The organism is Sphingomonas mollis (assembly GCF_016427505.1).
Classification (GTDB): Bacteria; Pseudomonadota; Alphaproteobacteria; order Sphingomonadales; family Sphingomonadaceae; genus Sphingomonas; species Sphingomonas mollis.
The window spans coordinates 130242-153911 of sequence record NZ_JAELXS010000007.1; the positions used below are offsets into that span (position 1 = coordinate 130242).

The window sequence follows — 23670 nt, forward strand, 5'->3', positions numbered from 1 at the left end:
CGGACTACCGCAAGCCGCCGCCCAGCGACCGGTACAGCTCGACCGTATTGTTCTCCCGCGTCAGCCGCGTCGTCACCAGCGCCTGACGCGCGGCATAGGCGGAGCGTTGCGAGTCGAGCGTCGTCAGGAACGAATCCACCCCGGCCCGGAACCGGGCATCCGACAGGCGGGCGGTGATCCCCGCCGCATTGGCGCGCGCCGCCTGTGCCGACACCTGCTCGCCGATCGTCCCGCGCTGCGCCAGCGCATCGGCGACTTCGCGGAACGCGGTCTGGATCGCCTGTTCATAGGTCGCGACCGCGACCTGTTGCGAGGCGCGGGCGTAATCCAGATTGCCCTTGCGCTGGCCGCCGTCGAACAGCGGCAGCGAGACGGCCGGTGTGCCGGTATAGGTAAAGCTGCCGCCGCCGAAGAGGCCGGACAGCGCGGTGCTGATCGTACCCAGCGTCGCGGTCAGCGAGATACTGGGGAAGAACGCCGCGCGCGCCGCGCCGATATTGGCGTTCTGCGCGATCAACTGATGTTCCGCCTGCAACACGTCGGGCCGGCGCAACAGCGCATCGGACGACAGATCGCCCGGCAGCGCATCGAGCGTGTAGGCGCGATCGCCCAGATCGCTGGGCAACTGGTCAGCCGGCACGGTGGTGCCGACGAGCAGATTCAGCGCGTTCTGGTCGCGCGCGATGGTGGTCTGCAACGTCGCGATATCATTGCGCGCGGACTGGAAATTGGTTTCCGCCTGACGCACTTCCAGTTCCGAACCGACGCCGATGCGGAACTGCGCCTGCGTCAGGTCCAGCGTCTGCTGGAACGTCTTCAACGTCTCGCGCGACAGGCGCAATTGTTCCTGATCCGACGCCATCGTCAGCCACGCGGTGGCGATTTCGGCGATCAGGCTGATCCGCGTCGATCGCTGCGCTTCTTCTGACGCGAAATACTGTTCCTGCGCCGCCGTGGTCAGGTTGCGGAGCCGACCGAACAGATCGAGCTCGAACTGCGAGAAACCGGCATTGACCGAATACGCCTCGATGTTCGTGGACGATCCCGTCGTGACGCCAGCGCCCGTGCCGCCCGTGCCGCCCGTCCCGCCGGTGCCACCCGTTCCCGTGCCCGCTCCGCCCGTGCCACCGCCGGATGCCGCACCGGCGGCACCGAAGATGTTGTTCGTATAGGTGCCCGACCCCGACAGCGTGGTGGTGGGGACCAGATCGGCCCGCTGGACGCGGTATTGCGCGCGCGCCTGCAACACGTTGCCCGCCGCGATGCGCAGGTTGCGGTTGTTGGCGAGGCCCGTCTCGATCACCTGACGCAGGCGGGGATCGACGAAGAAGTCGCGATACCCGATCGCCGTCACGTCGCGCGCGTCGGTCGCCGCGGCGGGGTAGGGTCCACCCTGCGGCAGGGTCGCCGGGATCGCGCCCGCCGGCCGGACATAGGTGGGGGCCAGGTTGCAGCCGGCGAGCATCGTCGCCGCGAGCAGTACGGAAAGCGAGAGCTTGGTCACGGGGTTACGCTCCCTGCGGCGCGGTGCCGCCATCGGATGATCGATTGCCGCCATCGGGCGTGATGTCCGATGAGGCGCTCTTGTCGTCATGATCTTCCTTGCCGTGGCCGAACAGGCGGCTGACCACGACGAAGAACATCGGCACGAAGAAGATCGCCAGGATCGTCGCCGACAACATGCCGCCGACCACCGCCCGGCCGATCGCGTTCTGGCCACCCGCACCCGCACCGGTCGACACCGCCAGCGGCAGCACGCCGAAGACGAAGGCGAGCGACGTCATCAGGATCGGGCGAAGCCGCAGCTTGGCCGCCTCCACCGCCGCCTCGAACGGATGCATGCCGGTTTGGATGCGCTCCTCGGCGAATTCGACGATCAGGATCGCGTTCTTCGCCGACACGCCGATCGTGGTGATGAGGCCCACCTGCAGATAGATGTCGTTGTTCAGCCCGGTCAGCCAAGCGGCCAGCAACGCGCCGACCACACCCAGCGGCACCACCAGCAGCACCGAGATCGGCACCGACCAGCTTTCGTACAATGCAGCCAGGCACAGGAAGACGATCAGCAGCGACAGGCCGTACAGCGCCGGCGCCTGACCGCCCGACAACCTTTCTTCATAGGACAGGCCGGTCCATTCCAGTGCGGTGCCGGGTGGCACCTTGGCATGCATTTCCTCCAGCGCGGCCATCGCCGCACCGGTGCTGAGGCCCTGACCCGGCGATCCCTGAATCTGCATCGCCGGCTGGCCGTTGTACCGCGTCAGCTGCACCGGTGCCTGCGCCCAGTTGAGCGTCGAGAAGGACGTGAACGGCGCCATCGCCCCGGTCGAACCGCGCACGAAGAAGTCGGCGATATCCTCCGGTGCCATGCGGAACGGCTGGTCCGCCTGGATATAGACGCGCTTCACGCGACCGCGATCGATGAAGTCGTTGACGTACGCCCCGCCCCATGCGGTCGAGATGGTCGAATTGATCTCTCCCAGATCGAGACCCAGCGCGCGCGCCTTGTCCTGATCGACATCGACCTTCAGCTGCGGCGCGTCCTCCAGGCTGAGCGGGCGGACCTGTGCCAGCCGCTGATCCTGCATCGCCATGCCCAGCATCATGTTGCGCGCGGCGAGCAGCCTGGCGTGACCGATGCCGGCGGTATCGACCAACTGGACGTCGAAACCGGTGGCGTTGCCCAGTTCCTGCACCGCCGGCGGCACCAGCGCGAAGATCATCGCATCGTGGAACTGCGAGAACGGCCCCATGGCGCGCGCGGCGATCGCCTGTGCCTTGTTGTCGGCGCCCGAGCGATGCTCCCAGTCCTTGAGCTGGACGAAGGCAAGGCCGGCATTCTGGCCCTGCCCCGCGAACGAGAAGCCGTTGATCGTGAACACGCCGTTCACATTGGCCTTCTCGGCGTTCAGGAAGTGCTCGCGGACCAGCGTCAGGCCCTTGTCGGTGCGCGATGCGGTGGCGCCCGACGGCCCCTGCACCAGCGCGATGACGGTGCCCTGATCCTCGTCGGGCAGGAAGCCCGTGGGCAGGCGGATGAACAGGAACGCCATGATGCCGACGATCACCAGATAGACCAGCATCGACCGTTTCCAGCCGCGTGCCGTGCTCTTCACGGTGCCTTCGTACTTCTGCGTGCCGCGATCGAACTTGTCGTTGAACCAGCGGAAGAAGCGCGCGAGCGGCCCCTTGCCCTCCGGCTTGTCCTTGTCGTGCGGCTTCAGGATCGTGGCGCACAGTGCGGGTGTCAGGATCAGCGCGACCATGACCGACAGGACCATCGCCGACACGATCGTGATCGAGAACTGGCGATAGATCACGCCGGTCGATCCGCCGAAGAACGCCATCGGCAGGAACACCGCCGACAGGACGAGGGCGATACCGACCAGTGCGCCGGTGATCTCGTCCATCGATTTGCGCGCGGCTTCCTTGGGCGACAGCCCTTCGGTCTGGATCAGGCGTTCGACGTTCTCGACCACGACGATGGCGTCATCGACCAGCAGGCCGATCGCCAGCACCATGCCGAACAGCGTCAGCGTGTTGATCGAATATCCGGCCAGCGCCATCACGCCGAACGTGCCGAGCAGCACGACCGGCACCGCGATCGTGGGGATCAGCGTCGCCCGCCAGTTCTGCAGGAACAGGAACATGACCAGGAAGACGAGAATCACCGCCTCGACCAGCGTGTGGATCACCTGTTCCACCGACAGACGCACGAACGGCGTCGTGTCGTACGGATAGATGACCTTCACGTCGCCGGGGAAACCCTTGGCGATTTCCTCGACCCGTTCCTTGACCAGCGTGACGGTATCGAGCGCGTTGGAACCCGGTGCCAGCTTCACGCCGAAACCGGACGCGGGGTGGCCGTTATACTGAAGGTCGAACCCGTAATTCTCGGCGCCCAGTTCGACCCGCGCGACATCGTTCAATCGCACCACCGCGCCACCGGCATTGGTCTTCAGGCGGATGTTGCCGAATTCCTCGGGCGTCTGGAGCCGCGACTGGACCGAGACGGTCGCGTTCAGCATCTGCTCCTTGGGCGAGGGCAGGCCACCGATCTGGCCGGCGGAAACCTGCGCGTTCTGCGCCTGCACCGCCGCCGTCACGTCGGCGATCGTCAACTGGTAACTGTTGAGCTTGATCGGATCGACCCAGATGCGCATCGCGTACTGCGCACCGAAGATCTGCAACTCGCCGACGCCGCTGACGCGGCTGATCGGGTCCTGCAATCGCGACACGGTATAATCGGCCAGATCGCTGCCGGTGTGCGAGCCGTTCTCGGAATACAGGCCGACGATCAGCAGGAAATTGGCGGCCGATTTGGCGACCTGAAGCCCCTGGCGCTGCACCTCCTGCGGCAACAGCGCGGTGGCGGCCTGCAGCTTGTTCTGGACCTGCACCTGCGCGATGTCGGGATCGGTGCCCTGTTCGAACGTCACGGTGATGGTGACGCTGCCGGCCGATGACGACGAGGCCGAGAAATAGCGAAGGTTGTCGATCCCCTTCAACTGCTGCTCGATGATCTGCGTCGTCGTGGTTTCCAGCGTCGTCGCATCGGCGCCCGGATAGGTCGCGGTGATGGTGACGGCGGGCGGCGCGATCGTCGGGAACTGGGCGATCGGCAGGCTGCGGATCGCCAGCACGCCGGCCAGCATCAGGATGATCGCGATGACCCATGCGAAGATGGGTCGATCGATGAAATAGCGGGCCATCGTTACTTGGCCTGACCGTTGGCGGCCGGCTGACCCTGAGCCGCCCCCTGCGCCGCCCCCTGCGCAGGCTGCTTCGCGGCCGCCTTCTCGTCATAGACCACGGGCTTCACCGGCGTGCCGGGGCGCAGGTTTTGCGCGCCCTCCACGATCACCCGGTCGCCGACTTTCAGGCCGGCGGTGACCAGCCAGTTGGCGCCGATAGTGCGCGGCGCGGTGAGGGTACGGCTCTCCACCTTGTCGCCCTGGCCCACGACCAGCGCGGTCGGCTGGCCCTTTTCGTCACGCGTCACCGCGCGCTGCGGCACCAGCATGGCATTCGCCTGCGTCCCCTCGACCAGTTCGGCGCGGACGAACATGCCGGGCAGCAACAGGCCGCGCGGATTGCCGAACAGCGCGCGGATCGATTGCGTACCGGTGGCGGGATCGACGGTGACGTCGGCGAACTTCAGCGTCCCTTCCGTCGGATAGGTCGATCCGTCCTCCAGTTTCAGGCGGACGCGCGCGGCACCGCCGCCGCGCGACAGCGAACCGGCCATGATCTGCTGGCGCAGGCGCAACAGGTCGGCGCTCGATTCCTGGATATCGACGTACATCGGGTCGATCCGCTGGATCGTGGTCAGCGGATCGGTCTGCGCCGCCGACACCAGCGCGCCGGTGGTGAAGACCGAGCGGCCGATCCGGCCGGCGATCGGCGCGCGGATGGTGGTGCGCGCCAGATCGATCTGCGCGGTACGCAACGCCGCCTGCTGGGCGGCGACATCGGCCTCCGCCTGCTGGGCGGAGGTGGTGGCGTTCTCGAAATCCTGCTTCGAGATGGCGTTGATCTTCACCAGTTCGCCATATCGACGGGCCAGCGCCTTGCTCGATGCGATCGCGGCCCGCGCCCGCGCCACGGCGGCGCGCGCACTGGCGACCTGCGCCTGATAGGGCGAGGGATCGATCCGATAGAGCGGCTGGCCGGCGCGGACGAAATCGCCCTCCTGGAACAGGCGCGCCGTGACCAGACCGTTCACCTGCGGCCGAACTTCCGACGTTTCATAGGCGCTGGTGCGGCCCGGCAGCTCAATGGTGAGCGTCACCGGCTCCTGACGCACCGCCACGAATCCGATCTGCGGGGGCGGCGGGGCGGGCGGTGCCTCTTCCTTTCCACCGCAACCTGCCAGAAAAAGCAGCGAAATAAGCGGGGCGACATGCTTGACCATCGGGGTCCTCGGCGACAAAGGTGTGAGCGAGCGTTCACTCACCTGTTTCGGCGGCTAAACCGATCGTTCATGTTCGTCAAGGAGGATGCTGCGGTGCACAACGTCGGAATGCCAGAAACAGCGGGTCCGGCCGAGACGAACCGCGCGGCCATCCGTCGTAACAAGGTCGTCGAATCCGCCCGTACGCTGTTTGCCGAACATGGCTTTCACAGCACCGGCATCGCCCAGATCGCGACGACATCGGGGATCAAGGTCGGCCAGATTTACCGGGATTTCGCCTGCAAGGAGGATATCGTCGCCGCCATCGCCGAACAGAACATGGCGGTGCTGCTGGACGAGGATGGATTACGGCAGGCGATCGATCGGGGCGACCTGGCCGGGGTCCGCACGTGGATGATCGACCTGATCCTGCGCAAGACGACGCAGGACGACGCATCGTTGATGCCCGAACTGCTCGCCGAGTCAGCCCGCAACGAGCGGATCAACGCCATCATGCTCCAATGCGATGCGCGCATCCGGCAGAACACCGTCCTCGCTTTGTGCCAGGCGGTGCCCGATGCATCGGACGAACGCGTGGCGATTGCGGCGGACCTGATGATGATGGGCGTCTGCTGTCGCCGGATCGCCTTGGTTCAGGACGATCCGGCACAGATGGACAGCGGCATCCGCCTGTTCATCGATCAGCAGATCGCCAGCCTGTCGGGCACCTGACGCTCAGACCGGTCCGGTTTCCAGATCGAGCCAGCTTGCCATCCGTCGCAATTCGGCCTCCAGCGCCGCGATCGCTTCGGCTGGCGCATCCGCCTCCCGGTGCACCGCCTGCATCAGCAACCGCCCGGCCGCACGATCCGCCTTCAGGTCGACCCGCGCGACGAGGCGCTCGCCGTACAGGAACGGCAGAACGTAATAGCCGTGCTGGCGGCGATCGGCCGGCGTGTAGATCTCGATCCGATAGCGGAAGCCGAACAGCCGCTCGGTGCGCGCCCGTTCCCAGATCAGCGGGTCGAACGGTGCCAGCAGCGCCTGCGCGGCGATCCGGCGCGGACGGCGGGCGTCCCGGTGCAGGAAGGCCGCCGGCCAGCCGGGTATCTCGACGGGGCGCAACGCCCCCTCTTCGCACAGCGTAGCGATCGCCAGCCGGGTGGAAGCGGGGTCGAGGCGGAAATAATCGCGCAGCTCGCCGGCGGTGGCGATGCCCATCGCGCGGGCGGCCCGGTCGATCAGCATCCGCTGCGCGGTCGCCTCGTCCGGCGTCGCCAAGGCGAGAATGGCGGGCGGGATGACCCGTTCGGTCAGGTCGTACACCCGCTCGAACCCCCGCCGCCGGGTCAGCGTGGTGATGTGGCCGGCATAGAACAGCCATTCGAGCATCCGTTTCGGCTCGCTCCATGTCCACCAGCCGGTGCGCCCCGTTTCGATGTCCGACGCGGCGATGGGGCCGTCCATGCGGATGCGGTCCAGCAACGCCATCGCCTCCGCCCGGCGCTCGCCCGCAAACAGGCGCATGCTGCCATACCCCGCCTCGCCACGATCGGCGCGCGTCATGCGCCAGCGGAACAGGGGGTGCGACATCAGCGGCAGGAGCGACGCCTCATGCGCCCAATATTCGAACATCCGGCGCTCCCCGCGCGGTCCCCATGCCGCGCGGTCGAGCAAGGTCCGGTCATAGCCGCCGAGTCGCGAAAAGGCGGGCAGGTAGTGCGCGCGGACCAGCACGTTGACGCTGTCGATCTGGTGCAGGCCCAGCCGGTCGATGGTGCGGCGCAGATGGCCCTGATTGACCGGGGGATCGATATGCAGCGTACGCTCGCCGAACCCCTGCGCCGCCAGCGCGATCCGGCGGGCCTGTGGCAATGTGATGTGTTCGATCATGCCGGCGACGGTGGTCTGCGCATCGGCCGATCGCAAGCACGCTCCGCTTGAAAACGAGGCGCTTGTACAAATTGTGCATCTGCACAATCATGCGCGACATGGATCAACCACCCGGCGTCGTCGATCACCGTCCCGCGCACACCGCCGGCACCATGGTGTTGCCCGCGCGGCCTGAACCGATCCGCCTGTCGCCCGCCGATACCGCCGTCGTCGTGATCGACATGCAGAACGCCTATGCGACCGAAGGCGGCTATGTCGATCTGGCCGGCTTCGACATCGCCGGTGCCACCTCCGTCATCGGCCGCATCGCGCAGGTGTTGGATACGGCGCGGGGTGCGGGGATGCCCGTGATCTTCCTCCAGAACGGCTGGGACGGCGAGTATGTCGAGGCCGGCACCCCCGCCTCGCCCAACTGGCACAAATCGAACGCGCTGAAGACGATGCGCGCGCGGCCGGAGCTTGCCGGGCAATTGCTGGCGCGCGGTGGTTGGGACTACGAACTGGTCGATGCATTGACCCCGCAGCCCGGAGACATCCGCGTCCACAAGACGCGCTATTCGGCGTTCTTCAATTCGCAGCTCGACAGCATCCTGCGCGCGCGCGGCATCCGTACGATCGTGTTCGTCGGCATCGCCAGTAACGTGTGCGTCGAATCGACGCTGCGTGACGGCTTCCACCTCGAATATTTCGGTGTGATGCTGGAGGATGCGACGCATCATCTGGGGCCGGATTTCATCCAGGCGGCGACCGTCTACAATGTCGAGAAGTTCTTCGGCTGGGTGGCGACCGTCGCCGATTTCTGCGGCGCCGTCGGCCAGCAACCCGCCGCCTGATTTGAGGAAAGCCATGCCCTTCGAACCGATCAATCCACCCGAATTCCCCACCCCCATCGCGCCCTATTCGGCCGGCGCGAAGGCGGGCAACACCGTCTATGTCTCGGGCGTGCTGGCGCTGGGCGAGGGTGGCGTGGTGCTGCATCCAGGCGATGCGGCGGCGCAGACGCGGGTGGTGCTCGACACGATCCGCACCACGCTGGCGGCGGCGGGCGCGACGCTGGAGGATGTGGCGATGAACCACATCTTCCTGAAGGACTTCGCCGATTATGCCGCGTTCAATGCCGTCTATGCCGAGTATTTTCCCGGTGCGAAGCCGGCGCGATACTGCATCAAGGCAGAGCTGGTAAAGGCCGATTGCCTGGTCGAGATCGCCTCGGTCGCGCACCTCTCCTGATGGCCCTCGTCGCCGGGCTGTACCACGAACTGCACGGCCCCGCCGACGCACCGGTGCTGCTGCTGTCGTCCGGCCTCGGCGGATCGGCGGGATATTGGGCGCCCAACCTCGCCGCGCTGGCCGCCCGGCACCGCGTCATCGTCTACGACCATCGCGGCACCGGCCGCTCGGACCGCGCGGTCGAGGGTATATTGACGCTGGAGTCGCTGGCCGACGACATGCGCCTGCTGCTCGACGGACTCGGCGTCGAGCGGGCGGCGGTGATCGGCCATGCGGTCGGCGGCATGGCCGGCATGACGATGGCGCTGGCAACGCCGGAGCGGGTCGATCGGCTGGTGGTCATCAACGGCTGGGCGCGGCTCGACCGGCATACCGCGCGCTGTTTCGACACGCGTCTCGCCCTGCTGCGCGCCAGCGGCCCACGCGCCTATCTCCATGCGCAGCCGCTGTTCCTCTATCCACCGCAATGGATCAGCGACCATCACGACCAGTTGCTCGCCGAGGAAGAGGCGCAACTGACGCATTTCCCCGGTGCCGACATGATCGAACGCCGCATCGCCGCCGCCCGCCGCTTCGACGTGGTAGAACGCCTCGCGCAACTAAGGCCGGCGACGCTGTTCGTGTCGAGCGACGACGACATGCTGGTGCCGCCCGCCGCGTCCGCGCGGATGCACGCGCGGCTGCCGGGATCGCAACTCGCGCAACTGGCGGAGGGCGGCCATGCGTGCAACGTCACCCGCGCCGATCATTTCAACCGATGGCTGCTCGACTGGCTCGACGGCGAATAAGGGATCAGGTGACATGCAGGTCGGCGTCTTCGTTCCCATCAACAACAATGGCTGGCTGATCTCGAAGACCGCGCCGCAATACATGCCGTCGTTCGATCTGAACAAGGCGATCGCGCTCAAGGCGGAGGAGCACGGCCTCGATTTCCTGCTCTCGATGATAAAGCTGCGCGGTTTCGGCGGCGCGACCGAGTTCTGGGAATATGGGCTGGAGAGTTTCACGCTGATGGCCGGTCTCGCCGCCGTCACCGAACGCATCAAGATCTACGCCACCTGCCCCACGCTCATCATCCCGCCCGCCTTCGCCGCGCGGATGTGCAACACGATCGATTCGATCAGCCACGGGCGGTTCGGCCTGAACCTCATCACCGGCTGGCAGCGACCCGAATACAGCCAGATGGGGCTGTGGCCCGGCGACGAGCATTTTCGCAACCGCTACCGGATGCTCGGCGAATATGCGCAGATCCTGCGCGAGTTGTGGGAGACGGGGCGCAGCGACCTGAAGGGCGAATATTACCGGATGGACGACTGCCTCGTCCGACCGAAGCCCGACGGCGACATGAAGATCATCTGCGCGGGCTCGTCCGACGAAGGGTTGGCGTTTTCCGCGCAATGGGCGGACTATGCCTTTTGTCTGGGCAAGGGCGTGAACACGCCGACCGCCTTTGCCGGGAACAACGAACGCCTCGCGCTGGCCACCGCGAAGACCGGGCGCGACGTGTCCGTCTTCGTCCTCGTCATGATTATCGCCGCGGAGACGGACGAAGCAGCGATGGCGAAATGGCGCCTGTACAACGACGGCGTCGATCACGAGGCGATCGCGTGGCTCGCCGATCAGGGCGCGGCCGACAGGCACAACGCCACCACCAACGTCCGCCAGCTCGCCGCACCGGAGGGGGCGGTGAACATCAACATGGGGACACTGGTCGGCAGCTATGAAAGCGTCGCGCGGATGCTGGACGAGATGGCGACGGTGCCGAACACCGGCGGCGTGCTGCTGACCTTCGACGATTTCCTCGAAGGGGTGGAGGCATTCGGCACGCGCATCCAGCCGTTGATGAGAAGCCGGAGTGCGATAGGATAGAACCCGCCGCCGATCCCCTTCTGGGGGCGGATCGTATATTGCTTTCACCGTCATCCCGACGAACGTCGGGACCCATGGTTGCGGTCCACCCGGATGGCGTGCGCAACCCAGCCCCGACATCCATGTCCATGGCTCCCGGCGTTCACCGGCATGGAGGGGGAGAAAAAGCGACCGGACCAACCCATCCAACCGCCTTCGTCCATCACCGGCGATATACGTCCGATCCGTCTCAGGAGTGTGTCGGCGCGCCCCCTTCATTCTGCGCACCGCCTTTTCCTGAGCACAATCAGGCGCTAACCGGATCGCGATGAACCAGACCGCGCATGCCGACGACATCGTCTATCCCTCGGCCGTCCCCTTCCTGCTGATCCACCTCGCCGCCTTCGCCGCGATCTGGACGGGAGTGACGACGACGGCGCTGGTGATGGGCGCGGTCCTGTACGCGTTGCGGATGTTCGGCGTGACGGCGGGGTATCACCGTTATTTCTCGCACCGCGCCTATACCACCAGCCGCGCCTTTCAGTTCGTGCTGGCGCTGCTGGCGCAAAGCACCGCGCAGAAGAGCGTGCTGTGGTGGGCGGCCAAGCACCGCCATCACCACCGCTATGCCGACACGCCCGACGACGTGCATTCGCCGCGCCACACCGGTTTCCTCTATAGCCATGTCGGCTGGATCTTCGCCCGCAAACACGACGCCGCCGACCTGTCGGTGGTGCCGGACCTGACCCGCTATCCCGAACTGCGCTGGCTGCACCGCTACGAACATGTGCCGGCGATCGGCCTTGCGCTCATCTGCCTGGCCATCGGCGGCTGGTCGGGGCTGGTCGTCGGCTTCGTGTGGAGCACGGTGCTCGTCTATCACGCGACGTTCTGCATCAACTCGCTGGCGCATGTCCGTGGCTCGACCCGCTATGTGACCGGCGACGATTCGCGCAACAACATCGCGCTCGCCCTGCTGACCATGGGCGAGGGCTGGCACAACAACCACCACGCGTTCCAGAGCAGCGCACGGCAGGGCTTTCGCTGGTGGGAGGTCGACATGACCTTCTACATCCTGACGATGCTGTCATGGGTCGGCATCGTGTCGGCGCTGAAGAAGCCGCCGGTCGGGGTGCTGCGCAACGAACAGCGACTCGGTGCCAAGGTGATCGCCCGCACCTCCGAACAGCTCGCCGACCGGTTCTGCGCGGAGCGGATTGCCGGCCGCCTGCGCGCGAGCTGGCCGGAGGCGGAGCTGGCGGCGCTGCGCGCCACGCTGGTCGCGCAGGCGGAGGCGTCGGGCGCGTTGTGGCATCGTTTCCACCCGCATCTGCCCAGCCGCGACGCCCTGCTGGCCGAGGCGCGCACGCTGTTCGCGGGGACGCCGTCGCTCGACGAGATCGTCGATCGTGCGCATGCGATGGTGATGGCGGCGGTCGGCCGGCAATTAGAGCAAACTGCGTGAAATCGAGTCCACCTCTGACCGTTCGGCCTGAGCGAAGTCGAAGGCTTCCTCTCCCCAAAGTGCTTCGACTTCGCTCAGCACGAACGGGTCGGATTAAGCGCTCGATGCTCTAGCGGAGGCGAATGGCCCGCTCGTGCGTTAGGCGGCGATCGGGGGATATTCCCCACCCGGAGACCGCACGCCGATGATTACCGATATCGCCGAACTCGACCGGCTTCGCGACGAATGCCGGCGGATGGTGACGCAGCGATCGATGATGTCGGCGGGGGCGGCGGTGGTGCCCGTGCCGGGCGCCGATCTGGTCGCCGATGTCGGCCTGTTGTCGAACATGCTGCCCGCGATCAGCGCGAAGTTCGAACTGGATCACGAACAGGTGCAGAAACTGGAACCGCGCATGGGCCAGCAGGTGCTGGTGATCGCGTCGAGCATGGGCAACAACGTGATCGGCCGCATGGTGACGCGCAAGCTGGTGGTCGCGCTGTTGAAGCGGATGGGCGTCCGCGTCGCCACCGCGTCGGTGGCCAAATATGTGCCCTTCATCGGATCGGCGGTCGCGGCCACGATCAGCTTCGGCGCGATGAAGCTGATCGGCAACGGTCACATCGACGACTGCTACCGCACGGCCCGCGCACTGATCGGCCAGCCCCTGCCGAAATGACATCGGCGTGGGTCGTTGCGCTTTACCGTATCGACCCTCCTGTTCCCCGAAGGCCGGGGTCCAGTCGGGAAGGTCATCGTAAGCTATCGCAATTGTTCGCCCAACTGGACCCCGGCCTCCGCCGGGGAACCGAGTGGTGTGCAATTATCGGTATGTCCTACACCGCGCCGCTACGTTATTCCCGACCAACGATCGCTCTTTCCCACCGTCCATCGCCCGAACCAGCGTTATAATCGCGGGCGTGCGCGCAGGCACATGCGCACGCGCGGCCGTGAGTGTGACTTTAGTGACTTTCCGCGTCCGCCGATCCCGTCAGCGGCCGGTCAGCAGCACGGTCGGCACCCGCAACACGGTGCGCAGATCGGTCGCATCGTCGGTGGCGCCCAGTTCGACCGACCAGTTGATGCTCGACCGGTCGGTGACACGGTACGTGACGCCGAACAGCAACCGCCCGATCTGCAGGTCGCGCGACGTCGTCATCCGCATCTCGCTCCATGTCGCATTGGATTGCAGCAATTGCGTCCGCGTCTTCGTTCCCAACGCCCAGCTATGCGCGTAACCCAGGTTCAGCGTCGTCCGCTGGTTGAACGAGATACCGATGCCCGCACTCGCCGAGATCGCATCGCCGGGATCGACATAGGAGATCAGCACCGGCGGAATCTCGGTGTTCACATGCTTGCCCAGATTGAACGTGTACCCGAGCGTCCCGAACAGCACGACCGGATCGCTGGGCAGGATCGCCGTCAGGCTGGGCGCGATCCCCCAGAACCCGGCACCGGTGGCGGCGCGGCGCGCCCGGCCGAGCGTATCGCGCGGGATCGCGAACGGATCGCTCCCCGTCGGGATCACCCCTTGCAGGTTGGCGATCAGATACGGCGTGCCGCCCCGTCCATCGAGCAGCTGGTATCGCGCCGTCACCTCCAAATCGCCGATGCCGTTGCCCTTCACCGAATTGTCGATGGTGGCGGCGGCATCGTTGGTCGTGCTGCCCGAAATCGGCGCGAGGATCGACGAATCGGACCGGTGCACCACCGGCAAACGGACGCCCAGTTCCAGCCGGTCGGTCAGCCCGTAACGCAGCGCGGCGGAGCTGGTGATGACGTCCTGCCGGCTTTCGTTGATATCGAACACGCCGACCAGCACCGCCTCGACCAGTTCGATCCCGCGGAACACCGCCCGGTTGCGGTCGGCGCGGGCATAATCAAGCTGCACCTCGCCGGTCAGTTGCCCCTTGCGTGTCACGATGCTGCCGGCGCTGTCGAGCACCGCCAGTTCGATCGGCCGGTCCTCCGCCACGGGGGCCTGACCGACGCGTTCCAGCGGCGCGAGCGGCGGTTGCAGCACCCCCGCCGGATCGCCCGGCGTTCCCGGCGCCCCCGCCTGCGCCGCCAGCACGGCGGGGGCGGGGGGCGCGCTGGTGGGCGTCGAGGCGGCCGCCACGGCCTGCGACTGGTCGAGCCGGCGTTGCAATTCGGCAAGGCGCTCGTCCTGCGCATCGATCCGCGCCTGTTGCGCCTTCAACTGCGCCTGCGCTGCATCGAGTTGTTGCTGGACGGTGGGGCGGGCGGGGCGGCGTTGAGCCTCGGCGGGCAGGGCGGCCAGCCCCGTTCCTGCGAGCAGCGCGGCGACGAATCCAGTTCCCCTCATTGGCCCCTCATTGACGGAATTGCATGGCGTTGATCGCCACATCCTGCACCCGCAACATCGACGATCCAAGCACATCCGGCCCGGCATTGCGCAGGTCGATGCCGACCGCGGTGGACGTATCGATCGCGCGGTCGTTCCCCGCATTGGCGATCGCCGTCCCGAACGCGCTGCCCGCCAGATGCGTGATCGTCAGGTCGGCGGCCCGCAACTCCGCGACCTGCAGGGCGCCCCGCGTCGACTGGCTGACGGTGCCATTGTCGGTCATGACGTCGCCGGTGACGGGTGCCAGTCCCGTCGCTGCCGACGCCGCGCCGCCCGACAGGGTCAGCGACACCGCCGGCGTCCCGCCGCTTGCGCTGATCTGAATGCCGTTACGGCTGTCATAGGTGACGACGGGCATCGCCGGATCGCCGCTGGCGCCTGCATGGCCACCATCGGCCGCCACCGTTTCGCCCGGCCGGGGGGCATAGACGGTCAGGGTGGGCGTGCCGCGATCCGCCTGGAACACCGATCGCAGCACCACCGCGCCGTTGATCGCGGTCTGCGTCTGGACGGTCAGCGCGACGTCGATCCCGCTCGGCAACCGGAATCCGCCGCGCTGCGTCGCCAGCACCTCGTTGGGCAACGGATCCTGTAACGGGGCGGGTGCCGGTGCGACGATCGGCGCGGCCTGCGTCATCAACAGGAGGATCAGGACGCCGTGCATCTCAGAAATCTCCACGAAAGGGATTGGTCAAAGACAATGCCTGCTGGCTGACCGGATCGGCGAACCGCCCGCCGATCGGCGCGCGCGTATAGGCGATCCATTGCCGGTCCTGATTGAAGCGCGACTTGGCCCGCGCCTGATCCTGCGACAGCACGAAATAGATGCCGTTCCACGCGCTCTCGAATTCGGCACGCGGCATCACCGTCAGGCCGCTCGACGGATCACCGAGCAGCACCTCGCCACGCTGCACGCCCTTCACGACGACGAAATGGCGGTAATTCTTGACCGCGATCAGCGCTATGCCGGGAACACCGGTGGCGGCGATCTTGTCCAGTGAAACCTTGTATCCGTCCGCCGACAGTTGGTGGCTGGCCAGCCAGCGCTTCATGTCGAGCAGCGAGAAACCGACCCGGCGGATCTGCTCGCGATCGCCCCGCGCCCACATGCCGCGAAACGCATCGTCCTCGCGCACCGCCAGATCGTAATGATAGCGCAGCAGCGTCGCGAGCGCCGCCGATCCACAGCTGAAATCGTATCGCTGGCGGATGACGCCATCGAATTTGCGCTCGACGACGCTGGTGACGGGTACGGCGTAATCGCCGACCGGGCCGACCGGCGCCACGAACCGCGTGGTGCCGACGACATGATCGGCACAGGCCGACAGTGCGACCGGCAGGAACACCGGCAGGAACAAGGCCGCAGCTCGCATCACTGCCCCGGGGTGATCGAGATATTGACCGCCATCGCCGCGTTGATCGCGACGTTGTTGCCGGTATTGACGTTCAGGATCGACAGCCCGGACATGTTCTGGAATGCGTTGTCCGCGATCTGCGCATTGCCGGTGCTCGAATTGTCACCGACGCTGTTGCGCGACACGCCGGCATTCTGCGTATTGGTCGCGATCCGGGCGGTGTCGGCGCGTCCGGCGATGTCGTGCAGGGCGGCGTCGTCGACCGTCGTGACATCGAAGGGGGAAGCGGCGACCGCTTCGGTCGTGGCCGGCGCCGTTTGCGCGGCTGCCGCGGTCGCGAAGGTCATGGCGAGCGCTGTGCCCCAGATGCCGAGGGCGGGGCGGCCCGGAAGGGAGATCATCAGACGCTCCTCGGAAAAAGGAAAAGAACCGGCGGCGCCATGCACCGCCGGTTTCGAGGGAGTCGGTTACATCGAGATATCGCCGGCCGAGACCGCGACGCTGACGTTCGCATTTTGCGAAGCGCCGACGCCGGTGTTCTGGTTCAACGCCTGCATACCAGCGAAGTTCTGGAACGAACTGCCATCGGTGTTGATGCTGTTGTTGGTGTTCGGCCCGCCGCTGTCGCCGCCGGCATAGGTCACGGTGACGCCGGTGACATAGCTGGACAACGTGGCGCTGGCGACCAGAGCGCTATCGCCGAACACGTTGCTGGTGCTGGCGACGCCGGTCTTGGTCGACATATCGGTCATGTTGTTGCTGTCGTTGACCGAGCTGTCATTGCCGCTGTTGGCGACATAGGTCGAGTTATCGGAGTTGTCCGACTGGTCGCGGCTGTCATTGCCCGAATTCGCGACATTCGTCGAATTGTTCGAATTGTCGGTCGCCGTGCTGCCGTTGTTGGCGGAACGACCCTCGGCAACGCTGTTGTTCGAACTGTCGTTGCCGCTGTCGGCCACGTTGGTCGAATTGTCCGAATTGTCGTTGCCGCTGTCCGCGACATTGGTCGAACGATCCGAATTATCGTTGCCGCTGTCCGCCACGTTGTTGGTCGTGGTGGAATTGTCGCTGCTGTCGGTGACGTTCGAACTGTCACTGGCGGCAACCCGGCCACCGGTGGTCGTGCGGTTGTCCGACGAGTCGGTGGACGCATCGTTGTTGCTGTTCGAACTGTCGTTGCCGCTGTTCGTGTTATAGGAGGCGACGGTCGTGTCGGTCGACAGATCATTGCCGTTGCCGGAATCGGCCACATTGGTCGAATTGTCCGAATTGTCGTTGCCGCTGTCGGCGACGTTCGTCGAATTGTCCGAATTGTCGGTGTTCGTCGTGGTCGAGTTGTCGTTGCCCGAATCCGCGACGTTGGTCGAACTATCCGAATTGTCGTTGCCCGAGTCGGCTACATTCGTCGAGTTGTTCGAATTGTCATTCCCCGAGTCATTGACCGACGCGTTGGTGGACAGGTCGTTGCCGTTACCACTGTCGGCGACATTCGTCGAATTATCCGAATTGTCGTTTCCTGCATTCGAATTGTCGGTCGACAGATCGTTGCCGTTGCCGGAGTCCGCGACGTTGGTCGAATTATTCGAATTGTCGTTGCCCGAATCGGACACATTCGTCGATGCGTCAGAAGACAGATCGTTACCATTGCCGCTGTCTGCGACATTGGTCGAGTTGTTGGAATTGTCATTGCCCGAATCAGCCACGTTGGTCGAGCTGTTCGAATTGTCGTTGCCGCTGTCAGCCACGTTGGTCGAGCTGTTCGAATTATCGTTGCCACTGTCGGAAACGTTGGTCGACAGGTCATTGCCGTTACCGCTGTCTGCGACATTGGTCGAATTGTCGGAATTATCGTTGCCCGAATCGGCGACGTTGGTGGAATTGTCGGAATTATCGTTGCCGCTGTCGGCTACGTTCGTCGAGTTATCCGAACTGTCGTTCGCCGAATCCGCGACATTGGTGGAGTTGTCGGAATTGTCGTTGCCACTGTCGGAAACGTTGGTCGACAGGTCGTTGCCGTTGCCGCTGTCGGCGACATTGGTCGAACTGTTCGACTGATCGGTCGTGGCGGAGGAGCTGTTGTTGGCGGCGGTCTGGCCGGCGCCGGCAGTGTTCGTGGTGTCCTGCGCGATCGCGATGGATGGCGCCGCGATCAACAGGGCAGCGACGGAACAGGAACGAAAGAGCTGGGTCTTCATCGGTCATCCTTCCATGAATTACGCCACGCCTGCCGTTTCTCCGAAACCGACGGAGCGATGGAAGGGACGGTGCGGCGCCTGGATCGGCACAGGGGAAATATCCTCTCTATCCGGCAGTGGCGCTGCCCCAGCTTGGTAGAATAGCGGCCCCCCGTTCATCGCCTTCTCCTCCCCCTGATTTGGGGGGTGGGTCGCGCCCTGTCGCCAAACGGGATGCGCGACGAGACCGTCAGATCAGCGTGGTGCGGCAATGGGGGGCCGCCCGCACCGCGCTTTTCAGCAGCAACGCGACCAGTTCGGCCTGCCGGTTGGTATCGGTCTTCAGGAAGATCTGCTTCAGATACGACCGCGCGGTCTGTTCCTGCACGCGCATCTGGACCGCGGCATCCGTCAACGACACCGAACCGGCGAGCAGGCAGGCGAGGCGTGCCTCGACCGGCGACAGCGCATACAGTCTGCATACCGGCGCCAGCAGCGTGTCGAGATCGCGGTCGGGATCGAACACCCGGACCACGGCCGCGACATCGTCATGGCCCGCGCCATGCGACTCGCTCGGGACGATCACCGCCAGGAGCGGGCGGCCGGTCTTGCGTTGCAGTGCGACCACCGGGGCTTCCGCCATGCTGCCATCCCGCGGCGCGCTACCGCTGAACACATGTTCGATCGCGGCCTGCAGGCGCATCGTATCGGCCAGCCGCGTGGCGCTCAGGATCGAACCGGCACGACGGATACCGTCGTTGCGCGCCAGCATCAGTTCGGCCGCGGCATTCACGAACACCAGTTCGCCATGTCCGTTGACCAGCAACGTGCCGACATCGCTGCTGTTGATCGCCGATGTCAGTCCCTGGATGCGGGCCATCGCTCGTGAACGCAGCGACCACAGGCGAAAGAACGGCTTCACCATCGCCGCCAGCCGCGTGCCAACGTCACACGGATCGCCATAGGCACCGGCTACGCGTGGTCGCACGGTGATCGTTACCGTCGCGACGCCGTCGCTGGCAGGAATCCGGGCGGTGACCATCGTCGATCCGCCTGTCTCGTCCGCCGGTGGTGTGTGGCACACCGGGGTCGACTTGGCGGCGGCGACCTTTGCAGCGGCGATCAAGTCACGTTCGGCCGACGATCCGGGTTCGCCGGCGCCGCTGACGAACATGATCCGGGGCTGGTCGTCCGTTTCGTGCCAAGCGGCCAGCACGCTGTCGGTTGCCAGTTCCTGTGCGACTTCGTGCATCATTTCGGCCAGCGGCTCGTACCCATCGTCGCCGATGTCTCCGCGATCGACATCTATGTCTATGTCGCGAGCGCGGAATTCGGACAGCAGGATAATATTCGGTGAATGCCGACCATGCTGGGCGACGTTCAAGCGCGTGGCCATCCCGGTGATCCTCCCTGTTGCGGCAACGCACCGCCTGCCCCGGCGGGGGTGCCGATCGTCTGCATGAGCTGGATTGTCCGCCGGGCCGGTACGTCATGACGACGACGGACCTAGCGATGTTCATCCAGCCTTCATCTGGCGTTCATCGCACCATTATGGATCGTGGCAGAACAACAAAAGTTCGTTGTTACGAAGGTTTTCAGTAACATAGGTTTTGCTGAGAATTTGGATCGAATCCGGAACGACAGTGGATTACCTAGGAAGGACCGAAATTGATTACGATTCCGTACCATTTCGGGACGAAGAAGATGCCATCATTCGTTCAGATGATGGCCGATGCTGGGGGTAATGCTATCGACAGTATCAATGACCCTTAGCGCAGGGCCAAAAGGGAGAGCGTCGTGGACGATAATCCGCTGATCGCGCGATTGCGGCAGTGCTGCCGTCTCGAAGAACCGGATATTCGGGAACTGCTCGACCTGTGTTGGGATGTTCGCGATATCGGTCGTGGCGTCAATATCGTTCATGACGGTGAGCGCGCCGATCGGGTTCATCTCATCATGAGCGGCTGGGCGGCACGTTATAAACTGTTACCGAGCGGCGCACGTCAGATCACCTCGTTGCTGCTGCCCGGCGATCTTTGCGATCTGCGGTGCACGACGCTCGCCCGGATGGATCAGGGAATCATGGCACTCACGCCCGTGCGCGTGGCCTATATCCTGCCACAGGCGATCAATGCGCTGGAACGGACCGATCCGGCGGTCGGCCATGCGCTGGCCTGGTGTTCGCTGGTGGAGCAGGCGATACTCAGGGCGTGGATCGTGAACATGGGGCGTCGTCATGCACTGGAACGCGTGGCGCATCTGTTCTGCGAGTTGTCCGAACGCCTGTCGATGACCGCACCCGACGGGCAGGGATCGCGCTTCTATCCGCTGACGCAGGAGGAGATCGCCGACACGCTGGGGCTGACGCCGGTTCATGTGAACCGGGTGCTGCAGGATTTGCGCAGCCGGTCGATGATCACGTCGCGGCGCGGCGGCCTGACGGTACTGGACCTGGTCGGACTGCAACGATTGTCGGGATTCAACGGTGCCTATCTGCGGCCGCAGACGATCCCCGTTGCCGAACTCGCTATCGCCTGACTGGCGGCACCTGATTACCCATACGAAAAAAGCCGCCGACCGATAGGCCGACGGCTTTTGTCCCAATCCGTTAAAGGATCAGGCGTAGGTGACCGACTTGCTCCGACGGCGATAACGCATCGCCGTACCGACCATGCCGAATCCGAGGAACATCAGCGCCCAGGTCGAAGGCTCGGGAACGGCGAATACGACGTTGTCGACTTCCAGCGAGTTACCGCCGCTGATGAAATTAATGCCGCCGATCATCGCGTCGCCCGCGCTGCGCGTGAAGGTGACGCGGCGGTTCGTCTGCGGAATGTCCTGGTTGCCATTGGCATTGGCCGTGAACAGGCTTCCAGCGAACGTGCCGATGACCTGACCGGTCGTGCTGAGCAGCTGGACCGAATTGAACGAATCGATCGAACCCAGGAAGAAGCTGACCGAGTCGAAGCCCGTGGTGGACTGAAGAACGGCCGAACCACCGTTCAGAACGGCGAGATAGCGGCTGCCGTCGCTGAATGCGGGCTGTGCGTACTGGTTGGCCAGATCGCCGCTGACGATCGACGAATTGGTCGGGGTCAGGGAGAAACCGGTCGGCAGCGCACCATCGAAGGTGATCGCGGTGCCGGCAGGGGCTGCGAAGGATGCGGCGCTACCCAGCTGGGTGACGAAAGTTGCCGCCGAAGCAGGCGACGCGATCGCGGTAAACAGACCGGCTACTGCCGCAATTTTCATAACCATAGAGATACTCCCTTTAAGCAGAAGGTTGGCCGTCGCCGTTCCAGCACCTCGCCAGAGCGCACAGTCATGGCCTTCCATCCCGAGCGCTTAACGCAGCCTTTAGGATTTGGTTGCAGCGCAGCATAGATATAATCACGCATTCACTAAGATTTTGTTCCCAAACCGTGTCAAAAAGACACAGGGAGGGTCGAAAACGTCGAAAAGTGTGATTGTTTACTGAGTCTGAACGTCATCGGCTGATACGTTATATCCGGAATTGAGCCATTTCAGGACTTCCGCTGCGACGGGATGGTTGACGGCCTTATACCGATTTTCGAGCGCTTCGCGCCGCGTCGAAAGGCGCATCAAGCCACTGTCCTGAAAGGACAATAGGTCTGCCTCAAGCATACCCGCGAGCGGTTCCCCAGCGATCGTCATTGCCGCCTCTCGGAATGCCGTCATGTACCGATAGGCATCTTTCATGTCGTATAATGACGGCAGCGTCAGCGCTGGGATGCAACCGAGCAGCGGCTGCAACGCCGGGTTGATGGCATGCGCCTGCAAATGACCGGCGTTGGCGGCGGACCGACCCGTGAAGCCTCGCAGGTGCAGGTGATCGGACATGCGCGGGCCATCGTTGACGGGGTAATTGTCCCACAGGCATACCGGTCGCCCCAGCCGCGCGGCGACATCGGCGAGATGACCGGGGCCGATCTCCCGCGAACACACCTCTTCGCCCGTCCAGTAGATGCGGATCGCCGGATCGAGCAGGCGGCCGAGCGTCTCCAGATAGCCCGCCGGGCGCTCGCCGAAGACGCGGTCGAGCACGCGATCGTCGGAATAATAGGTCGGGCAGACATAGACCCTGGTCGCGGATGTCCGGCTCGCACAGAAATCGACGATCGCCGCCTGTTGCTCGGCGAGGTCGGGCAGGTCGCCGCGCATGTCGTCGAACAGGATGGCGAGGTCGTCGATGCCGATTGCATCCAGCGCGGCGAGTCGGGCGGCGAGTCGCATGCGGGCGCCGTCGTCGAAATCGACATGCACCTCGAACGGGGTCAGGCCGACACCGAATCGCACCCCCCGAGAGCGGCAATGCGCGGCGAAGGCGGCGATCGCCGCGGCGGCCTCGGGCGGATGCGGCTCATCCCAGCGCCGACGGAGGTGCGCGTCGCTCTTGGGCGCATAATGGTAGAAGCCATAGCCGGCGGGGGCGAGGTGATCGATCACCGCGGTCCGCTCAGCCCAGGACCAGGCGGGGCCGAAAAACGCTTCGATGATCCCGAGTTCGGGCGTGGAGTGGGTCTGCATCCTTCAGACATCGCGCAGCCGGCGGGGGAGTGTCCAGCGATCGACAGCCGATCCGGCCGGCGTCGCCCTTGCCCATCGATGTCACCCGGTATAGCCGGCCGTATACGGCAGTGGAGGATAGCATGCGGACATATCACCCGGTTGGCAGGCGCCTGGTGCTGGGATGGATGGCCGCAATGGCCGGTATCGGCATGGCGCCGCCGCTGGCCGCCCAGCCGCGCGAGCCGTTGACGGTGTTCGCCGCCGCCTCGCTGACCGATGCGCTGCAAATGGTCGGGCGGGCGTACACGCAGCGGACGGGCCAGCCGGTGCGGTTCTCCTTCGCCTCCAGCGGCACCGGTGCGCGCCAGATCGAGGCGGGGGCACGCGCCGATCTGTTCGTCTCGGCCGAACCGTCATGGATGGATCAGTTGCAAAAGGGCGAGCGGTTGCAGCCGGGTGCCCGCCGCGATCTGCTCGGCGGGCGGCTGGCGCTGGTGGCGCCGCGCGCGAGTCGTGTCAGCCTGCGCATCCGGCCCGGCTTCCCGCTGGCCACTGCGCTGGGCGATCGTAACCGGCTGGCGGTCGGCGATCCGCGCAGCGTGCCGGCGGGGCGATATGCGCAGGCGGCGCTGACCCGGCTGGGCGTGTGGACATCCGTCGCCGATCGGCTCGCACCGGCGCAGGACGTGCGGGCAGCGCTGTCCTATGTCGCGCGGGGCGAGGCACCGCTTGGCATCGTGTACGAAACGGATGCAGTGGCCGAACCGGCGGTCAGGATCGTCGGCCTGTTCCCCGCCGCCAGCCATCCGCCGATCATCTATCCCGCCGCCGTGATCCGGGGCGCGAAGCCCGGGGCGGTGGCCTTCTACCGGTTCCTGGGCGGCGCGGAGGCCAGGGCGATCTTCCGCCGCTATCGCTTCCGGCCACTCGGCTGA

The 23670-nt window shown here is 65.3% G+C and carries 22 protein-coding genes; 9 read left to right on the forward strand and 13 right to left on the reverse strand.

Translation table 11 applies throughout. The features are described from left to right. Nucleotides 1-4: 4 nt before the first annotated feature. Genes JAO74_RS13380 through JAO74_RS13390 form a run of 3 tightly spaced genes read right to left on the reverse strand, consistent with a single transcriptional unit; the run spans nucleotide 5 to nucleotide 5914 of the window. Nucleotides 5-1465, reverse strand: a complete 1461-nt coding sequence (locus JAO74_RS13380; RefSeq protein ID WP_233151009.1) for an efflux transporter outer membrane subunit — start codon at nucleotides 1463-1465, stop codon at nucleotides 5-7. 43 nt (nucleotides 1466-1508) lie between these two features. Beyond that, entirely contained in the window at nucleotides 1509-4712 is a 3204-nt protein-coding gene (locus JAO74_RS13385) for an efflux RND transporter permease subunit (protein WP_199038894.1), read from the reverse strand. Between the two features lie 2 nt (nucleotides 4713-4714). Continuing rightward, nucleotides 4715-5914 (reverse strand): efflux RND transporter periplasmic adaptor subunit, encoded by a 1200-nt coding sequence (locus tag JAO74_RS13390; protein WP_199038896.1) that lies wholly within the window; start codon nucleotides 5912-5914, stop codon nucleotides 4715-4717. A 108-nt stretch (nucleotides 5915-6022) separates the two neighbouring features. Here JAO74_RS13390 and JAO74_RS13395 point away from each other — a divergent pair, with 108 nt between their 5' ends. Next, nucleotides 6023-6625, forward strand: a complete 603-nt coding sequence (locus tag JAO74_RS13395) for a TetR/AcrR family transcriptional regulator (RefSeq protein WP_199038899.1) — start codon at nucleotides 6023-6025, stop codon at nucleotides 6623-6625. A 3-nt stretch (nucleotides 6626-6628) separates the two neighbouring features. On the opposite strand, the gene JAO74_RS13400 is transcribed toward JAO74_RS13395, so the two are convergent. Further along, nucleotides 6629-7822 carry a winged helix-turn-helix domain-containing protein gene (locus JAO74_RS13400; protein ID WP_233150992.1) on the reverse strand — a complete coding sequence of 398 codons (1194 nt, stop codon included), beginning with the start codon at nucleotides 7820-7822 and terminating at the stop codon, nucleotides 6629-6631. Nucleotides 7823-7884: 62 nt separating this feature from the next. On the opposite strand from JAO74_RS13400, the gene rutB reads away from it, so the two are divergent. The 6 genes from rutB to JAO74_RS13430 all read left to right on the forward strand — a co-directional run bounded on the left by rutB (nucleotide 7885) and on the right by JAO74_RS13430 (nucleotide 12987). Continuing rightward, entirely contained in the window at nucleotides 7885-8619 is a 735-nt protein-coding gene (gene rutB, locus JAO74_RS13405) for a pyrimidine utilization protein B (RefSeq protein ID WP_269845946.1), read from the forward strand. Nucleotides 8620-8632: 13 nt separating this feature from the next. Continuing rightward, nucleotides 8633-9016: a Rid family hydrolase gene (locus tag JAO74_RS13410; protein ID WP_199038905.1), complete on the forward strand. Its 384-nt coding sequence runs from the start codon at nucleotides 8633-8635 to the stop codon at nucleotides 9014-9016. After that, nucleotides 9016-9804, forward strand: a complete 789-nt coding sequence (gene rutD, locus JAO74_RS13415) for a pyrimidine utilization protein D (RefSeq protein ID WP_199038908.1) — start codon at nucleotides 9016-9018, stop codon at nucleotides 9802-9804. Before JAO74_RS13410 ends, rutD begins: the two co-directional genes overlap by 1 nt. A 13-nt stretch (nucleotides 9805-9817) precedes the next feature. Continuing rightward, the gene (rutA, locus tag JAO74_RS13420) at nucleotides 9818-10885 is read left to right on the forward strand and encodes a pyrimidine utilization protein A (RefSeq protein ID WP_199038911.1); all 1068 of its coding nucleotides are present in this window, start codon (nucleotides 9818-9820) and stop codon (nucleotides 10883-10885) included. 307 nt (nucleotides 10886-11192) lie between these two features. Continuing rightward, complete coding sequence (locus JAO74_RS13425) at nucleotides 11193-12329, forward strand: acyl-CoA desaturase (protein WP_199038913.1); 1137 nt, start codon at nucleotides 11193-11195, stop codon at nucleotides 12327-12329. A 184-nt stretch (nucleotides 12330-12513) separates the two neighbouring features. Beyond that, a complete protein-coding gene (locus tag JAO74_RS13430) occupies nucleotides 12514-12987 on the forward strand; it encodes a hypothetical protein (RefSeq protein WP_199038915.1) in 474 nt (157 codons plus the stop codon). 312 nt (nucleotides 12988-13299) lie between these two features. Here the strand turns inward: JAO74_RS13430 and JAO74_RS13435 are convergent, their stop codons facing one another. The 7 genes from JAO74_RS13435 to JAO74_RS18785 form a co-directional block, all read right to left on the reverse strand. Continuing rightward, on the reverse strand, nucleotides 13300-14634 hold the full coding sequence (locus tag JAO74_RS13435) for a transporter (RefSeq protein ID WP_199038918.1): 1335 nt from the start codon (nucleotides 14632-14634) through the stop codon (nucleotides 13300-13302). A gap of 7 nt (nucleotides 14635-14641) precedes the next feature. Next, nucleotides 14642-15340 carry a hypothetical protein gene (locus JAO74_RS13440; protein WP_233150993.1) on the reverse strand — a complete coding sequence of 233 codons (699 nt, stop codon included), beginning with the start codon at nucleotides 15338-15340 and terminating at the stop codon, nucleotides 14642-14644. 1 nt (nucleotide 15341) lies between these two features. Further along, nucleotides 15342-16049, reverse strand: coding sequence for a C39 family peptidase (locus JAO74_RS13445; RefSeq protein ID WP_199038924.1), 708 nt, complete (start codon nucleotides 16047-16049; stop codon nucleotides 15342-15344). Then, on the reverse strand, nucleotides 16049-16432 hold the full coding sequence (locus JAO74_RS13450; RefSeq protein ID WP_199038927.1) for a hypothetical protein: 384 nt from the start codon (nucleotides 16430-16432) through the stop codon (nucleotides 16049-16051). The genes JAO74_RS13445 and JAO74_RS13450 overlap by 1 nt, the downstream gene beginning before the upstream one ends. 66 nt (nucleotides 16433-16498) lie before the next feature. After that, entirely contained in the window at nucleotides 16499-18226 is a 1728-nt protein-coding gene (locus JAO74_RS13455; protein ID WP_199038930.1) for a beta strand repeat-containing protein, read from the reverse strand. 229 nt (nucleotides 18227-18455) lie between these two features. After that, entirely contained in the window at nucleotides 18456-19601 is a 1146-nt protein-coding gene (locus tag JAO74_RS13460; protein WP_199038933.1) for a helix-turn-helix transcriptional regulator, read from the reverse strand. A 314-nt stretch (nucleotides 19602-19915) separates the two neighbouring features. Continuing rightward, a complete protein-coding gene (locus JAO74_RS18785; RefSeq protein WP_233150994.1) occupies nucleotides 19916-20128 on the reverse strand; it encodes a hypothetical protein in 213 nt (70 codons plus the stop codon). Nucleotides 20129-20161: 33 nt separating this feature from the next. On the opposite strand from JAO74_RS18785, the gene JAO74_RS13465 reads away from it, so the two are divergent. After that, a complete protein-coding gene (locus tag JAO74_RS13465) occupies nucleotides 20162-20743 on the forward strand; it encodes a Crp/Fnr family transcriptional regulator (RefSeq protein ID WP_233150995.1) in 582 nt (193 codons plus the stop codon). A 78-nt stretch (nucleotides 20744-20821) separates the two neighbouring features. On the opposite strand, the gene JAO74_RS13470 is transcribed toward JAO74_RS13465, so the two are convergent. Together JAO74_RS13470 and JAO74_RS13475 are read right to left on the reverse strand one after the other, a co-directional pair. Next, complete coding sequence (locus JAO74_RS13470; protein ID WP_199038939.1) at nucleotides 20822-21541, reverse strand: PEPxxWA-CTERM sorting domain-containing protein; 720 nt, start codon at nucleotides 21539-21541, stop codon at nucleotides 20822-20824. 135 nt (nucleotides 21542-21676) lie between these two features. After that, nucleotides 21677-22753, reverse strand: coding sequence for a beta-N-acetylglucosaminidase domain-containing protein (locus tag JAO74_RS13475; RefSeq protein WP_199038942.1), 1077 nt, complete (start codon nucleotides 22751-22753; stop codon nucleotides 21677-21679). Between the two features lie 122 nt (nucleotides 22754-22875). On the opposite strand from JAO74_RS13475, the gene modA reads away from it, so the two are divergent. Continuing rightward, nucleotides 22876-23670: a molybdate ABC transporter substrate-binding protein gene (gene modA / locus JAO74_RS13480; RefSeq protein WP_233150996.1), complete on the forward strand. Its 795-nt coding sequence runs from the start codon at nucleotides 22876-22878 to the stop codon at nucleotides 23668-23670.

Bases quoted from the DNA above. Each gene is read 5' to 3' on its own strand.
- JAO74_RS13380 (WP_233151009.1), bottom strand. From the start codon at position 1,465: ATGCTCGCCGGCTGCAACCTGGCCCCCACCTATGTCCGGCCGGCGGGC.
- JAO74_RS13385 (WP_199038894.1), bottom strand. From the start codon at position 4,712: ATGGCCCGCTATTTCATCGATCGACCCATCTTCGCATGGGTCATCGCG.
- JAO74_RS13390 (WP_199038896.1), bottom strand. From the start codon at position 5,914: ATGGTCAAGCATGTCGCCCCGCTTATTTCGCTGCTTTTTCTGGCAGGT.
- JAO74_RS13395 (WP_199038899.1), top strand. From the start codon at position 6,023: ATGCCAGAAACAGCGGGTCCGGCCGAGACGAACCGCGCGGCCATCCGT.
- rutB (WP_269845946.1), top strand. From the start codon at position 7,885: ATGGATCAACCACCCGGCGTCGTCGATCACCGTCCCGCGCACACCGCC.
- JAO74_RS13410 (WP_199038905.1), top strand. From the start codon at position 8,633: ATGCCCTTCGAACCGATCAATCCACCCGAATTCCCCACCCCCATCGCG.
- rutD (WP_199038908.1), top strand. From the start codon at position 9,016: ATGGCCCTCGTCGCCGGGCTGTACCACGAACTGCACGGCCCCGCCGAC.
- rutA (WP_199038911.1), top strand. From the start codon at position 9,818: ATGCAGGTCGGCGTCTTCGTTCCCATCAACAACAATGGCTGGCTGATC.
- JAO74_RS13425 (WP_199038913.1), top strand. From the start codon at position 11,193: ATGAACCAGACCGCGCATGCCGACGACATCGTCTATCCCTCGGCCGTC.
- JAO74_RS13430 (WP_199038915.1), top strand. From the start codon at position 12,514: ATGATTACCGATATCGCCGAACTCGACCGGCTTCGCGACGAATGCCGG.
- JAO74_RS13435 (WP_199038918.1), bottom strand. From the start codon at position 14,634: ATGAGGGGAACTGGATTCGTCGCCGCGCTGCTCGCAGGAACGGGGCTG.
- JAO74_RS13440 (WP_233150993.1), bottom strand. From the start codon at position 15,340: ATGCACGGCGTCCTGATCCTCCTGTTGATGACGCAGGCCGCGCCGATC.
- JAO74_RS13445 (WP_199038924.1), bottom strand. From the start codon at position 16,049: ATGCGAGCTGCGGCCTTGTTCCTGCCGGTGTTCCTGCCGGTCGCACTG.
- JAO74_RS13450 (WP_199038927.1), bottom strand. From the start codon at position 16,432: ATGATCTCCCTTCCGGGCCGCCCCGCCCTCGGCATCTGGGGCACAGCG.
- JAO74_RS13455 (WP_199038930.1), bottom strand. From the start codon at position 18,226: ATGAAGACCCAGCTCTTTCGTTCCTGTTCCGTCGCTGCCCTGTTGATC.
- JAO74_RS13460 (WP_199038933.1), bottom strand. From the start codon at position 19,601: ATGGCCACGCGCTTGAACGTCGCCCAGCATGGTCGGCATTCACCGAAT.
- JAO74_RS18785 (WP_233150994.1), bottom strand. From the start codon at position 20,128: ATGAACGATATTGACGCCACGACCGATATCGCGAACATCCCAACACAG.
- JAO74_RS13465 (WP_233150995.1), top strand. From the start codon at position 20,162: ATGAGCGGCTGGGCGGCACGTTATAAACTGTTACCGAGCGGCGCACGT.
- JAO74_RS13470 (WP_199038939.1), bottom strand. From the start codon at position 21,541: ATGGAAGGCCATGACTGTGCGCTCTGGCGAGGTGCTGGAACGGCGACG.
- JAO74_RS13475 (WP_199038942.1), bottom strand. From the start codon at position 22,753: ATGCAGACCCACTCCACGCCCGAACTCGGGATCATCGAAGCGTTTTTC.
- modA (WP_233150996.1), top strand. From the start codon at position 22,876: ATGCGGACATATCACCCGGTTGGCAGGCGCCTGGTGCTGGGATGGATG.